Genomic DNA, 14422 nt, shown 5'->3' on the forward strand with positions numbered 1-14422 from the left:
CCCTTTCTCCGTACCCCGACCAGGATCCAGCCAGCACACCGGGACTCTCGCCACGTTGCTCGCATCCTTGGGCCAGTATCCGGCGGGCCTCGCGAACAGGTGGTCGTCCGTCTCGCCGATGAATTCGTCGTCCTTGCCTGTGTCCCCGATGCACCCCGCGAACACGGGACACGTCAGGGCTCCCCACACGAGCATCCTGGTGGCCCGTTTCCATGCATGCGCAAGAGAAGATGCAGCCATCGTCACGCTCCCCCCTGAATTCGACACGAATTCATTTCAGAGCGAGGGAGATTAGCAATCGTTTCCTGTCACGCAAAAGTATCCATGAATGCGTCGCGGGCGATATCGGGGGAGCAGCACGAGCATCAGCCGGGAACGGAAGCGGAGACGCGGGGGCGGCGGGCCCAATGGATGGCGAGGGGCAAGGTCGCGAGGAGGAGGCCGACGAAAATGTCCTGGAGCCAGGGCGAGCGGATGCCGAGCGCCAGCGGGACGAGCTTGCCGGCGAGGGCTCCGACGAGGCCGAGCGTGAGGGAAAGGAATGCGACGCGCGGGGGAATCGGCTGTCCGAAGAGGCCTACACAGAGGAGGGGCAGGAGCGAGGCGCCGAGGAGGGCGCCCGCGAGGGTCGAGAGGGAGACGATGTCGCCGAGGGGGCGGAAGGAGAGGAGGAGGACGAGGGTCGCGACGAGGAAGAGGATCCCGCGGGTGCGGCGCTCGCTCGGCTCGCGTCGGGCGAGCGGCGCGACGACGTGTTTTTCGAGGCACGAGGCGACGACGAGCAATGCGGAGTCGAGCGAGGACATCGAGGCCGCGAGGAGCGCGACGAGGAAGATGGGGCCAAAGGCCGCGCCGAGGAGGCCCCGCTCGAAGACGAGGCGGGGGACGACTTCGTCGACGTCACGCACGAAGGGGACGAGCGAGCGCGCGAAATACCCGACGGGAAAGAGGCAGCCGAGGACGAGGAGGAGCAGGAGCGGCGCGAAGTGCCGGAAGCGGCGGGCCTGCGCGCCGTCGCCGAAGGCATAAAAGACCATGACCTGCTTGGGGTCGGCGACGAGTTTGACGGCGCCCGAGAGGCCAACGGCGACGAGCTGCGCGACGGAGAGGGGACGGAGCGGCGGAGGCGGGGGCGCGGCGGGCTCGGGCGAGGCGGAGAGGACCGCGACGAAGAGCAGGACGGCGCCGCCGAGGAGGACGACCGATTGCACGACGTCCGTGAGCACATCCGCCCATAAGCCGCCGAGCAGGCAATAGACGATCGTGACGAAGTAGACGACGAGCAGCGCCACGGAATACGAGAGGCCGAGGCCCGACGCGACGACGAGGGCCGTGCCTCGCAAGACGGCGAGGACGTAGAGCAGGGTCGTGAGGACGACGATCCATTGGACGAAGACCGCGAGGGGGCGGGATCCGAAGCGGCGTTCGAAAAAGTCCGGCAGCGTGAGGGCGCCGTTCGTCCGGGCGAACTCGGCGAAGCGCGGGGCGAAGAAGGTGAAGGAGAGCGCGCAGGCGACGACGAGGAAGCCGCCGACGACACACCAGCCGAGGCCGACTTCGAAGCTCTTGCCGGCGTGGCCGACGAAGGAGTTCGAGCTGACGAAGTTCGCCATGAAGGAGAGGGCGAGCATCCACGCGGGGATCTTGCCGCCGCCTGTGACGTAGTCGGAGAAGCCCTTCGATCGCCGGGTGACGTAGGCACCGGCGAGGATGAGCGCGAGGAGGTAACCGGCGACGACGAGGAGGGTGATGAGGCGATCGGGGAGCATGGGCGCGGAGGGTTGCTCGCTTTCTATGTCCAGATCCGCCGCGGAAGCAACGTGTCGTCCGGTCTATTCGTCGACGACGCGGATCGGGAGCCAGTCGAAGCCGGTGACGCCTGCGTCGCGGAAGATGCGCCAGATCTTCGGGGTGACGAGGACGCGCCCCGCTCCGTGAGGAGATGCAGGAGGCGCGGCAGGCGCTCGTCCCTTTCATCAAGGGTGACGACGGAGAAGATCGCGCCTTCCTCGAGTTCCGCGACGTCGGGACCGCAACGCGCGGTGTCCAGCAGCGCATGGGGCCCCTCTGGGATGCGGTCGCTTCTGAACAAGATTCGAACTTCTGTCCTCATCTCACACCTCGATGGCGTGGGTCACTTCCTAAAGTACGGCTTGATGGCATCGAGCAATGCGGGTGCTCTGGCCCTAGCGGAGACCCATCCTTTCCAGGTGCCGACGCTGCTCTTCCGTGAGATCGGCGTCGAACTGTTCGAGGTATGTGACGAATGCATTACCATGTTCAGCAGCGTGTATGAACAGAAGTCCCTTGGCTGCGACCTCGAGCGCCGCGCGCTCAGGTGAGCCTTCGTCATATTTTTCTGCAATGACCTCCAGCGTCCTCAGTGTCTCGTCGGGCAAAAAGTTCGGATGGCCACGGCTCATTGTTGTTCCTCCCGCTAGCAAGCTCATGCGCCCAGGGGGATGAGCACGAGCGCGCCCGCCCCGCCGGTCGATACCACGTACACAATGCCACCGATCACGACGATTGTCCCGGCGGCGACTTCCGGATGGCGCTTCAGCCAAGCGGCAGCCTCTGCTATCGTCTCGAATGTTCGTCGAAGCCCCTCGCTTGCCAAACAGTCCATGTACTCTGCAAGGCACTTGGTTTGGCAGTACCGGTAGTGAGCCGACGTGCCCTTCTTCATCGGCCACGGTGGCTTCACCCGCCAGCAGCGCCGGAAGCAGTCGATCTGCTCCTGGTCGCAGTCGCGGCCACTGCCGGAGGCGTCCGAGACCTGGACGATTCCATGCGTCGTCTTCTCTTCGCATTCATGCGGCACCACGCTCATGACCGGCGCCCCCTGCCGGAATGCGTATTCCGGCAGCGCGCCGCCTCGATCCACGAGCGTGCAATGCTCGTCTACGCATTTCCGCGGATGCACCTCGTCGCGCGAGGGCAAGACGCCTTCCTCGCTCAAAATGCCCGTCGAGGACGGTAGTTGCGGCTCGTTCGAAAGCACGCCGTGGACGTTGTTCTTCGGTCGCCTCGGCTCGTCGGGCGGGCTCTCGCTCCGGATGCGATGCTTCTCGACGCGCTTCTCGATGCTCCGCGGGTCGTCCTCGCCGCCGCTCCCGCCGCCTTTGCCGCCCCCGCCCTTCCCGCTGCCGCCCTCATCGTCCGCCTTCTCCTTCGGTGGCGGCTCCTGCTCCTTCGCCGGGGCAGGCGGAAGCGCAGGCTTCGGCTTGGGCGGAGGCGGCGGCTCGCAAGCCACCGCCTTGTCGTGGAACGGGATGGGAATCAAGCCACGATTCTTCAGGTCGGCGCGCGGATCGAAGACGAAGAGCGGCAGGACGTCGTGGCAGGCGACGAGCTGCCGAGCCGCTGGGCCGAACACCGGATGGCCCGAGAAATCATAGGTCCACTCGTTGTGCGTCTGGCCGTGCGGGTGTGTGCAGATGCCGATGTACCGGATCGGCGTCCTACGCTTGCATTCTTGCGCGAACGCAGCCGCCGACCGAGATAGGACTCCGAGGACGAGGAGCGCAAAGAGGCAGATCCGTGACGCACGCCATGAGGCCCCCGCGCGGCACAGAGAGCACGCCCAGCGCACCCTCGAAACAAAGCTATGCATCGCCCTGCTCTCCCGTGCGCAGCTCCCCGGAATCATAGAGAGCCTGGATGCGGGCGAGGTTGTCGGGCCTGCATACAACCGTCAAGCGCGAACGTGTGAGCGGGGGCTCGCAATAGGTCCAAGCAATGGTCTAGCTCTGTTGTCCCGAGGGGGTCGCCTCGTGTCGACACCCGCAGGTCATCCTCTCCCGAGGAGGTCGCCTCGCGTCGACCCCCGCAGGCCATCCTCTCCCGAGGGGGTCGCCTCGTGTCGACCCCTGCAGGTCATCCTCTCCCGAGGAGGCCGCCTCGCGTCGACCCCCGCGGGTCATCCTCTCCCGAGGAGGTCGCCTCGCGTCGACACCCGCAGGTCATCCTCTCCCGAGGGGGTCGCCTCGTGTCGACACCCACCGGCCATCGTCCACCGAACGGCTCGCCTCGCGTCGACCTCCTCGGTGCACGCCGCCAGCTCGAGACGCCCCTCCATGGTCTTGCCACCGGCCCGCTGGAAGAACTGCGCATCGCGCAGTTCTTCCACCTCGGTCCAGGCCGTGCCTGGTCCGGGGTCGAGGGGGCGGACAGCCCCCCGCGGGGACCGGGGCAGCGCCCCGGCGCGACGCCTAATGACGACCGTAAAGCGGATCCTTCCGGGGCACGGTGCCTCGCGGAAGGACGCTGGGCGCGACCGAGGCTGAGGGGGCTGGCGCGATCGTGGTGGCGGGGAGGATGGTCGATCGAGAGGTCGAGGGTGGGGGCGTGACGCCTGCGCGGACGGATGAGGGGAGACCTGAGGCGGCGGGCGAGGCGCTCGTTGTGGAGAGGGGCTCGCTCGTGCGGCTCGAGCCGACGAAGCCGAGACCGATCACGAGACCTGCTGCGAGTGCTGCGGCGATGACGAGGCCGACGACGAGGGCGCCGCGTGAGGCGCGAGGTGCGGGTGGGGGGTCGAGGGTTGGCTGCACGGGGACGTCGGCGGAGGTCGTGACGGCGGTCGTGCTCGGCGGCGGGCGTAGGTGCGCGGGCAGCTCGGGGTCTGAGAGCGTGGCGGGGAGCTTGGGGACGGGTGGAGGCTTGATGGCGGGGAATGTGGATGCGCTCGCGGGCGAGGACGGCGCGGGGGGGCCTTTGGATTCGAGGGCGTCGAGGAGGATGTCGATGGAGTCGCGGCCTGAGGAGGGCGGCGCGCGCATCGTCTCGCTGTACGCCATGCTGCCGAGGGCGCGTCGCGAGGAGATGACGGCGTCGATGAGCGCGTCGCCCTCTTCGACGCCGAGGGCGGCGGCGAGCGCGGTGACGGCTTCGCCTGCGGAGCGGAAGCGCTTGCCGATTTCGCGGTGGCAGCAGCGGAGGAACCAGGCGTCGTAGGCAGGGCCGAGCATCGTGCCGAGCTCGCTTGGGGGGCGGATGGGGTCGTATGCGATTTTGCCGATCAGCTCGGCGACGGTGTCGGATTCGAAATGATCACGGCCCGTGAGGAGACGGTTCGCGACGAGGCCGAGGGCCCACACGTCTGTCGCGGGACCGACGAGCGAGACGCGGCCTGTGGCTTGCTCGGGTGACATGAAGAGCGGCGTGCCGAAGATGCGGCCGGTCTGTGTGCGCGAGACGATCTGCGCGATCGTGGCGGCGTCGCCTGTGAGCTTGGCGATGCCGAAGTCGACGAGCTTGATGCACGGCACGCCGTCTTCGCGCTCGATCAGGATGAGGTTTTCTGGCTTGAGATCGCGGTGGACGATGCCGAGGGCGTGCGCTTTGTCGAGCGCGCGTGCTGCCTGGCGCATGTAGAGCACGACCTCGGGGGCGGGGAGCGGGCCGCGCATGTCGAGCTCGGCGCCGAGGTCACGACCGCGCAGGTACTCCATCACGAAGAAGGGCGCGCCGTTCAGCTCGGGCGCGACGTCGGCGTCCGTGATGCGAACCACGTGGTCGCTGTCGATCCTTGCCGGGGCGCGTGCCTCCACGCGGAAGCGGGCGATCTTCTCGGGGCTCGCCGCGGCCGGGTCGTGCAGCAGTTTGAGGGCAAACTGCTCGTCCGTGTGGATGTGCTGCACGAGGTGCACGGAGCCGACCGCGCCGCGGCCGATCTCCTGGATCACGCTATACCGGCCGGCGATGACCAGGCCGGGGGTGATCTTCTTCTTCTCCGGCATGCGCGAGGCGTCCTCGGGTGGCAGCCCATCCTAGTCAATCTGGACGCCAAACGAAAGCGGGGCGCGGCGGCTTGGCGGTCGCCTTCGCCCGAGGTAGGTTCGACCCATGAGCACCGAGGGCATCTCGGAACGGGAGTTCGAACGCGCCGCGGACGACACGCTGCGCAAGCTCGAGCGAGCGCTCGGCGACCTGGACGGGATCGAGGTGGATCTGCAGATGGGGGTCCTCACGGTCGAGTTCCAGGACGGGACCAAGTACGTCATCAACAGCCATCGCGCGGCGCGGCAAATCTGGATGGCCGCTGAGCGGAACGCCTGGCACTTCGATCCGCGCGCCGGAGGCGCGAGCTGGCACGCATCGAAGGACGGCGCAGAGCTGTGGACGACCGTGCAGGGCGTGCTTTCGCGCAAGCTCGGCAGGACGATCGAGCTCGCCCCCTGAGCGCGGAGGAGCCGGCATGCGCTCGACGCCTCGCCTCGGTCTCTTGATCGGGATGGCGCTCGTGACGAGCGCTGCTTCGGACGCACACGCTTATTGCCGCGCCTCGACGTGCGCCGAGGGCCAGCTCTGCGGGCCGCCGCCGTGGGACGATCCGGCTTGCAAGCCGCTGCTCTGGAAGCGGCCGTGCGTGGGCGTGAGCGTGCAGGTGGATGCGTCCGAGGAGGTGCCGTATCCGCTGGCCGTGGGGGTCGTCGAGGAGTCGTTCCGGGCGTGGGAGCAGCCGGTCTGCGAGACGGCGGTGCCTGGGCCGCCGAACATCCACGTGCAGAACCTCGGGCCGATCTTGTGCAACCGCATCGAGTACAACTCGAACGCGGGCAACGCGAACGTGGTGGTGTTCCGTGACGCGACGTGGACGCACCCGGATGGGCCGCACAACATCGCGCTGACGACCGTGACGTTCGATACGCGGACGGGCGAGATCTACGACGCGGACATCGAGGTCAACACGCACGGCTTCCCGTTCACGACGTCGGACAACCTCGAAGAGGTGCAGACGGATCTGCTCTCCGTGATGACGCACGAGGCTGGGCACTTCCTCGGGCTCGCGCACGCCGAGGACGCGAACGCGACGATGTGGCCGAACTACACGTCGGGCAGCCTGCTGCCGCGCACGCTCGCGGCGGACGACATCGCGGCGATCTGCGAGGCGTATCCGCCCGCGGAGGAGCTCGTCGATACGGCGCGCTGCAATCCCCTGCCCCGCCACGGCTTCTCGCCGGAGTGCGCGGCGAAGCAGACGGAGGGCGATTGCAGCGTGGGACGCGGGCCGGGCGCGCGCGAGGCGGGACCTCTGGCGCCGGCGCTCGCGCTCGTGGCGCTCGGGTTCGTTGGGGCTCGAAGGATCAGAGCCCGAAGCGCACGCCGAGGCCGGTGAGGATCCCCGAGAGGGTCGGCGCGACGTCGAGATCGATCGAGACGCCCGGCGTGGGGCGGAACGAGAGGCCGACGAGGGGCAAGACGATCCACGGGTAGACGAGCGGCCGCACGCCGCCCGAGAACCAGCTCGGCTCTTCGTACCCGCCGTAATGGTCGACGTCTTTGTCGAGCTGGTTGCAGTACCGGAAGCTGCCCGCTGGATCGTTCGGCGCCGTGCAAGGCCGGTAGGTGTACGGATCCGCGGGCGAAAAGCCGGGCGGATACGCCTGCGTGCGGTAGAGGCCGCCGAGGAAGGTGTAGCCGACGCCGAGGCCCCCGCCGATGCGGAAGCGGAAGCGCTGCCGACGATCGAGCGGGATGTTCCATACGAGCTCGAACGAAGCTTGGAGGGAGGAGAGATCGGCAGAGGCGATCTCGTACTCGGTGTCGGGCGTGCCGCGCGGCTTGAAGGGCGTGGGTGGCAGGAAGAAGGCCGCGTACCCGAGGGTGAAGGTGATGTCGAGGTTGCCCGCGGGGCGCACGAGGCTCAGCGCGCCGCCCGGCGCGATCACGGTGCGCCCGCCGTCGCCGAAGATGTTCATGGCGAAACGCGGGATGATGTAGCCGCGGTACGCTGCGCCGAGCCAGAGGCGTGGCTCCTTCGAAGGGACCATGGGCCCGGGCGCGGCCGCGGATCCGAGCGGCGCGAGCTCGAGCGTGACGATGCGGCGCTCGCGCTCTTCGAGGGTGATCGTCTCCTTGCGCTCCTTGCGGCCCTTGGCCTTCATCACGACCGCGAGCTCGTCGCCGGGATCGACCTTCTGCGGCTCGGCCGGCTGTTCGAGGGGCTCGCCGTCGATCGTGACGACGACGCCCTCGTAGCCCTTGGGGATCACGAAGGTGAGCGTGGGGATGCGGTCCTCGATCTCGCGCTGCTTGCGCTTGGCGATCTGGATGGCCGCGCGGTCGCCGCGGGTGTGGGTCCGATCGGGCGGCTCCTCGGCGACGACGCCGTAGAGGGCGCTCGCCTGGAGGAGCTCGGCCGCCATCTCGTAACAGCTCGCGAGCGCGACCGCGGTCTCGGGCCGGTGCCGGAGGCCCTCGGCCTCTTCGAGCAGCGGGACGGCGTCGCCGCACTCCCCCTTCCGGGCGAGGGCGATCCCCTTCTGCGCCTGCGCATCCCCGGGCGCGGCGCTTGCGGGCGCGACGAAACACCCCACGGCGGCGGCGAGACCCACCCCGAGCAGGTGGCGGATCCACGTCGGCTGAGGACGATCCGGGCCTGTTCGTCGGTCGCGACCTGCGGCGCTGGGACGCCTCTTCGGCATGGCTCGGTCGATCGCGCGGGCGGCTAGAACCCTCGCCGGTCGGCATCCTACGCGGCCCCGAGCAGCCGTGCCGACAAAGTTACCACCGCCCTCGTCCGGTGGTCGCCGGGGCCGACCCCGGGTCTGGCCCCGACCGCCCGGTGGTGAGATTCCCCGCTCGAAGAAGAAAACGATGGGCCGCGAGTTTTCCTGCTTCGACGTCCCCGAGCGACGCTTGTAATCTACCGCTGATGGACCCAGGCGCAGGGAAAAACGGGCCGAATGGTCCCGATGGCACCCCCGGGGCCGCAGGTACCGGGCGGGGTATTCTTTCGAATCCCACGCGTCGGACCCTACGAGCCGGCGAGATCCCGTCGACCATGATCGAGTGCGTACACGCCGAGCAATGCGGCGGCTGTCCACTCATCGGGATGGATTACGCCCAGCAGCTCACGACGAAGCGCGCGCGCGTGGTGAGCGCGATCGTGCACTACCCGGCGCTCGAGCTTCTGTACACGCGCCAGGTCGTGCCCGGCGACCAGATCGTGGGCTACCGCGGGCGCGCGAAGCTCATCGTGTCGCCGACGGGCGGGATCGGGCTCTACGGTCGCTCCGGCAACCACGACGTGATCGACATCCCGAACTGCCGCGTGCTCGCGCCCGCGCTCGCCGAGGTGACGACGATCCTGCGCGGGCTCATCGCGTCGCCGCCGCCGGAGGCCCGCGGGCTGCTCTTGCCGTACGATCCGCACGGCGGCGGCGTGCTCCGCGCGATCGATCTGCGCGAGGTGCACATGCCGGGCACGACGTCGCTGCCCGAGACGACGACGACCGCACAAGGCAACCGCGTGGGCGTGCTGCTCACGTTCGTGCTCCAGCGTGATCGTGTCCCCTCGCGCGATGAGCTCAAGGAGGCGGGGCGCGCGCTCCGGGCGCTTTTGCCGCGCGTCGTGGGGATCGCGGCGAACCTGCACGAGGCGGACGCGCCGCAGATCCTCGGGCCGGAGACGATGGTGCTCGACGGCGTGCCGCACGCCGAGGATCGCATCGGGCCGACGTACCACGTGGCCTCGTTCGGATCGTTCGTGCAGGTGCACCGCGGCCAGGCGTCGCGCGTGCACGCGCTCATCACGCGCGAGATCGCCTCGCTCGACATGCAGCTCTTGATCGACGAGACGGGCACGAACCGGCGGCAGCCGAAGGTGCTCGATCTCTACGGCGGATCGGGCGCGATCTCGATCGCGCTGTCGCACGCGAAGAACATCGTGACGATGGTGGAGTCGTTCGCGCCGGCGGTGCAGAACGCGCGCGCGGCGGCCGAAGCGCAGGGGCTCGGCAAGCTCGACGCGCGCGTCGGCGACGCGGCCGACGTGGTGAACTCGTTGCTCGCGAACAACGAGAAGTTCGACGCTGTGGTGATGAACCCGCCGCGGCGCGGGGTTTCGCCCGCGGCGCGCGAGGCCATCGCCCGCCTCGGCGCGCCGCTCTGCATCTATGTCTCGTGTGATCCCGATACGCTGGCGCGCGACCTCGATCACTTCAGCCGCCTCGGCTACACGTCGAGCGAGCTCATCCCGATTGACATGATCCCCCTCACGGAAGAGGTCGAGACGGTGGCGGTGCTCAAGCGCGCGCCGCCCGCGCAGCCGCGCGTGATCTACGAAGACGACGACGTCATCGTGGTCGAGAAGGGCCCGCACGAGCCGGTCGAGAACCAGCCGGAGTACCTCGGCTCGCTGATGCAGCGCTGTCTGCGTTTGCCCGGCGTGTCGAACCTCAAGGTGGTGAACAAGCTCGACACCGGCACGAGCGGCCTCTGCATCTTCGCGCGGAACGAGGTGGCGCGGCAGCTCTGGACGACGGCGCTCGCCACGAGCGGTCGGCTCATCTACCTCGTCGCCGCGAAGGGCGTCACGCCGACGAAGGGCGCCATCGCGCGCGACCTGCGCGAGGGCGGCCGCAGCTACATGGCGCGGACGCGGTACCGCCGCCTCGCCGTGGCCTCGGGTCACTCGATCCTGCGCGTGATCCCCGACGGGCACCGGCCGCACCAGATCCGCCGCCACCTCGCGGCGATCGGGCACCCGGTGCTCGGCGACGAGCGGTACGGCCACGTGCCGACGAACCGCTACTTCGAGGAGAAGCACGGCCTCGATCGCTCGTTCGTGCACCTCATCCGCATCGAGATCGTGCATCCGCGCACGGGCGCGAAGCTGCTCATCGAGTCGACGCTGCCGGGGGATCTGCGCGCGTCGCTCGAGCGCGCGACGGGTTCGTCCGTGATCAAGTTCCTCGAACAGAAGCACGCGCTCGGCGAGAACCGGGCCTCGTCGATGCTCCCGGGCGAACCGGCGAGCGCGCCCTTACCGCCGCCACGGCCGCTCGATCGCGGCGGCTCGCAGCCAGCGATCGGCCCGATGCCGACCGATCTCGCGCCGCCGCCGCCCTCGTATCCGCCGGACTCGCTCGCCGAGCCGATGTCGTACGCGTCGCCCGACTCGTTCGCGTCGCCGCCCTCGTACGCCTCGCCGCCGGGCTACGCGCAGCCGCCCTCGTACGCGCCGCCCGGCGGCCTCCCCTCGCCGACCATCACGGAGGCGCCGACCGAGCACGTCCCCGAGCTCGACGAGTCGCCCCGCACGATCCGCCACGCGATCGTCTCCGACGACGACTGACGGCGCGATTCATCTCGCCCGAAAAGTTGCAAGACATCTGGTAGGCTCGGCCCGTGCCGTCTCAACTCACGGAAGAGCGCCCGCGTATCCTCGTGGTCGACGACGAGAAGGTGATCCGCGACATGCTGGCGGATTTCCTGGGCATGGAAGGCTACATCGTCCGCACCGCCGAGGATGGCTCCGCCGCACTCGGGGAGCTGACGAAGTCGCACTACGATCTCATCATCAGCGACCTGAAGATGCCGAAGATGGGCGGCATCGCGCTGCTCGACGAGATCGGCAAGACCTCGCCCGACGCGCTGACCGTGATCATGACGGGGTTCGGCACGGTCGAGACCGCGATCGACGCGATGAAGCGCGGCGCGTACGACTACGTGCTCAAGCCCTTCAAGCTCGACGAGGTGATCCACGTCGTGCAGCGCGGCCTCGAGAAGCAGCGCATGGCGGCGGAGAACCTGCGCCTGCGCGAGGCGCTCGGCCTGTACAAAGTCAGCGAGGCCATCCAGGCGAGCCTCTCGCTCGATCAGGTGCTCGAGACCGTGGCCGAGAGTTGCCTCTCGGAGGTGCGCAGCGATCTCGTGTCGACGTGGCTCGACGACGGCGAGGGCGGGCTCTTCGAACGGCAACACATCCGCGGATCTTCGCTGCCCGAGGACGCGGCGATCGGCGTGCTCGATCACGACAAGATCGCCACGCACCTGCGCGCGGAGGCGACGTTGCTCGAACAAGGGCCGCGCGGGCTCAAGTTCTTCTCGGCGCCGCCCGAGGTGCCGCTCTACTCGCTCGTGGCGGTGCCGCTGCGCATCGGGCAGCGGTTCATGGGCTTCATCGCGCTCGGCTCGTTCTCGAAGGGCCGACGCTTCGAGGAGGGGCAACGCAAGCTCCTCAGCATCATCGCGTCGCGCGCCGCCGCCGCGATCGAGAACGCGCGCCTCTACCAGGATCTGCAGGCCACGTTCCAGCAGACGATCCAGGGCCTCGCGAAGGCCATCGACAAGATGGATCGCTACACCTCGGGTCACTCGGATCGCGTCGCGCTCTACGCCGTCTTCCTCGCGAGACAGCTTGGCCTCTCCGCGTTCGAGGTCGAGATCGTCCGGCAGAGCGCGCTGATGCACGACATCGGCAAGATCGGCTGCGTCCTGAACCTCAACAAGCCCGGCAAGCTCACGCAGGACGAGTACGAGGTCTTCAAGAAGCACCCGGTCTTCGGGCGCGACATCCTCGATCCCATCAAGTTCTTGCACCCGCTCATCCCGGGCGTGCACCTGCACCACGAGCGCTGGGACGGGCGTGGATATCCGCTCAAGCTGAAGGGCAACGAGATCCCCATCATCGCGCGCATCATCGCCGTGGCCGACACGTACGACGCCATGACGAGTGACAGATCCTATCGCCGCGCGCTGCCGCACGAGGTCGCGTTGGCCGAGATCGAGCGCTGCTCCGGCTCGCAGTTCGATCCCGAGGTCGCCGCGAACTTCACGGACAACATCGAGGGCTACCGCGACGAACGGCGCAGCGCCGGAGACAAGGTACCGGAGTAGTGGGCGAGAGACAGGCGAAGGCGTATTTCCTCGGTCGACGGCGCTACGAGCCGATCCACGCGCTGCAGCAGCACCTCGTCTCGCTCCGCGCGGACGGGCACATCGAGGATCTCATCCTGCTCGTCGAGCACGAGCCCGTCGTGACGCTCGGCCGCGCCGCCGACACAGGCAACGTGCTGCTCGGCGAGGAGCTGCTCGCCGCGCGCGGCGTCGATCTCGTCCAGACCGGCCGCGGCGGCGACGTGACCTACCACGGGCCCGGACAACTCGTGTGTTATCCGATCCTCGATCTCAAGCCGGATCGATGCGACGTGCGCCGCTACGTCCGTTCGCTCGCGGAGGTGATGATTCTGCTCGCGCGCGAGCTCGGGGTCGAATCGGGCGTCGTCGACGGGCTCATCGGCGTGTGGGCCGATCGCGCCAAACCCGCGGAGTGGGCCGGCGCGCCCTGGGCGAGCGAGATCGCGAAGCTCGGCGCGATCGGCGTTCGCCTCTCGCGCTGGGTCACGATGCACGGCTTCGCGTTGAACCTGTCCGTGGACCTCCAATCGTTCGGGATGATCGTGCCGTGCGGGCTCCGCGACCACAGCGTCACGTCGATCGAAGAGCTCGTCGGCCGCGCGCCTGCCGTGCGTGATCTCGCGCTCGGCTGTCACGAGATCCTTTCGCGCGGGCTCGAACTTTCCGTCCCGCGCGTCGAGGACATCGCCCACGTGTCCGATCTCGAAGCCACGCTCGCGGGGGACCACGTCTCTTCCGGCGTCGCAGAGCAAGAAAAACCCGCCGCCGGCTGATTCCGCGGGGGGTCGCTTCGTGCGATCCTCGGGATCCGTGGGGTCTGCTTCTTCGCCTCCGCCTCCCCAAATCTCCGTCGCGCAGACGGCAGCGGACCCGTCTTCGGTCGATCGCTGCCCGCGCTGCGGCGGCCGGGCGATGCCTGTGCGGCGACGGAACAACCCCTTCCTCGACGGGCTCGACATCGCGGTCGTCTGCGAGGACTGCGGGCTGTCGTTCCCGGCCAAGCCGCCCCCGCCGCCGCCCTCGGGCCGTCCTCCCTGGTGAGGATCCGCGCCGCACACGCTGTGACACAGCCGGTATGCGCTGTGCTACGGTGCCGGCCATGTCCGTCGTGGCGGCGAGCGTCCTCGGCCTGGGTCTCGGGCTCAAGCATGCCTTCGAGGCAGATCACGTCGCAGCCGTGTGCACCTTCGTGGCGCGCGGCGGGACGGTCGCGCGGGCGGCCTGGTCCGGAGCGCTGTGGGGGCTCGGGCACGGGGCCGTGATGGTCCTCGCCGGCGGCGCGCTCGTGGCCTCCGGCGCGACCGTGCCCCCCTCGATCGCCCTCGCCCTCGACGTCGCCGTCGCCGTGATGCTGGTCGGGCTCGGGATCGGCGCGCTCGTGTCGCGCCGGCAGAAGCCCGTGGAGGAGGACGGCCCGCCCCCGAAGACGGTCAAGCGGCCCCTGCTGGTCGGGCTCGTGCACGGCGCCTCGGGGACGGCGGCGCTCACGTTGCTCGTCGCGAGCACGATGCAGGCGCGTACGGCGGCGCTGGTCTTCGTGGGCGTCTTCGGGCTCGCGTCGGTGATCGGCATGGCGCTCATCGCCGCGCTCGTGGCCTGGCCGATGCGCTCGCTCACCCGCGTCGCCCCTTCCCTCGGCCCGCGCCTGCAAGCGCTCGCCGGCCTCGGCTCGATCGCAGCCGGGATCGCCGTGGCGTCGACGGTGATCTGAAGCGCACACGGCGTGGAAGAAGCCTCGGAGAGCGCGCTCCCCCGTGCAGCGGCGACCGAAAAT

12 protein-coding genes are annotated in these 14422 nt (G+C 68.9%); 7 read left to right on the forward strand and 5 right to left on the reverse strand.

The features are described 5' to 3' along the window. Positions 1-365 precede the first annotated feature (365 nt). From QHF89_RS34435 to QHF89_RS34450, 4 genes are all read right to left on the reverse strand, one after another. Positions 366-1769, reverse strand: a complete 1404-nt coding sequence (locus QHF89_RS34435) for a sodium:solute symporter family protein (protein WP_136968496.1) — start codon at positions 1767-1769, stop codon at positions 366-368. A gap of 417 nt (positions 1770-2186) precedes the next feature. Then, positions 2187-2423 (reverse strand): hypothetical protein, encoded by a 237-nt coding sequence (locus QHF89_RS34440; protein WP_136968495.1) that lies wholly within the window; start codon positions 2421-2423, stop codon positions 2187-2189. Between the two features lie 23 nt (positions 2424-2446). Continuing rightward, positions 2447-3376 (reverse strand): hypothetical protein, encoded by a 930-nt coding sequence (locus QHF89_RS34445; protein ID WP_284721286.1) that lies wholly within the window; start codon positions 3374-3376, stop codon positions 2447-2449. Between the two features lie 835 nt (positions 3377-4211). Continuing rightward, the gene (locus QHF89_RS34450; RefSeq protein ID WP_136968494.1) at positions 4212-5741 is read right to left on the reverse strand and encodes a serine/threonine protein kinase; all 1530 of its coding nucleotides are present in this window, start codon (positions 5739-5741) and stop codon (positions 4212-4214) included. Between the two features lie 106 nt (positions 5742-5847). Here QHF89_RS34450 and cyaY point away from each other — a divergent pair, with 106 nt between their 5' ends. Together cyaY and QHF89_RS34460 are read left to right on the forward strand one after the other, a co-directional pair. Further along, positions 5848-6183, forward strand: a complete 336-nt coding sequence (gene cyaY / locus QHF89_RS34455) for an iron donor protein CyaY (protein ID WP_136968493.1) — start codon at positions 5848-5850, stop codon at positions 6181-6183. 16 nt (positions 6184-6199) lie between these two features. Beyond that, entirely contained in the window at positions 6200-7120 is a 921-nt protein-coding gene (locus tag QHF89_RS34460; protein WP_136968492.1) for a matrixin family metalloprotease, read from the forward strand. Here the strand turns inward: QHF89_RS34460 and QHF89_RS34465 are convergent. Continuing rightward, positions 7089-8429: a hypothetical protein gene (locus QHF89_RS34465; protein WP_136968491.1), complete on the reverse strand. Its 1341-nt coding sequence runs from the start codon at positions 8427-8429 to the stop codon at positions 7089-7091. The genes QHF89_RS34460 and QHF89_RS34465 overlap by 32 nt on opposite strands. Before the next feature lie 359 nt (positions 8430-8788). On the opposite strand from QHF89_RS34465, the gene QHF89_RS34470 reads away from it, so the two are divergent. The 5 genes from QHF89_RS34470 (at position 8789) to QHF89_RS34490 (ending at position 14359) form a co-directional block, all read left to right on the forward strand. Next, positions 8789-11083: a pseudouridine synthase gene (locus QHF89_RS34470; protein WP_232379814.1), complete on the forward strand. Its 2295-nt coding sequence runs from the start codon at positions 8789-8791 to the stop codon at positions 11081-11083. A 53-nt stretch (positions 11084-11136) separates the two neighbouring features. Then, on the forward strand, positions 11137-12627 hold the full coding sequence (locus tag QHF89_RS34475; protein ID WP_284721287.1) for an HD domain-containing phosphohydrolase: 1491 nt from the start codon (positions 11137-11139) through the stop codon (positions 12625-12627). Further along, entirely contained in the window at positions 12627-13421 is a 795-nt protein-coding gene (gene lipB, locus QHF89_RS34480) for a lipoyl(octanoyl) transferase LipB (protein ID WP_136968490.1), read from the forward strand. Before QHF89_RS34475 ends, lipB begins: the two co-directional genes overlap by 1 nt. Positions 13422-13560: 139 nt before the next feature. Then, positions 13561-13689: a hypothetical protein gene (locus tag QHF89_RS34485; protein WP_284721288.1), complete on the forward strand. Its 129-nt coding sequence runs from the start codon at positions 13561-13563 to the stop codon at positions 13687-13689. Positions 13690-13747: 58 nt separating this feature from the next. After that, entirely contained in the window at positions 13748-14359 is a 612-nt protein-coding gene (locus QHF89_RS34490) for a hypothetical protein (RefSeq protein ID WP_136968489.1), read from the forward strand. The last annotated feature ends 63 nt before the right edge of the window (positions 14360-14422 follow it).

The organism is Polyangium sorediatum (assembly GCF_029946465.1).
In the GTDB taxonomy this organism is placed as follows: Bacteria; Myxococcota_A; Polyangia; order Polyangiales; family Polyangiaceae; genus Polyangium; species Polyangium fumosum.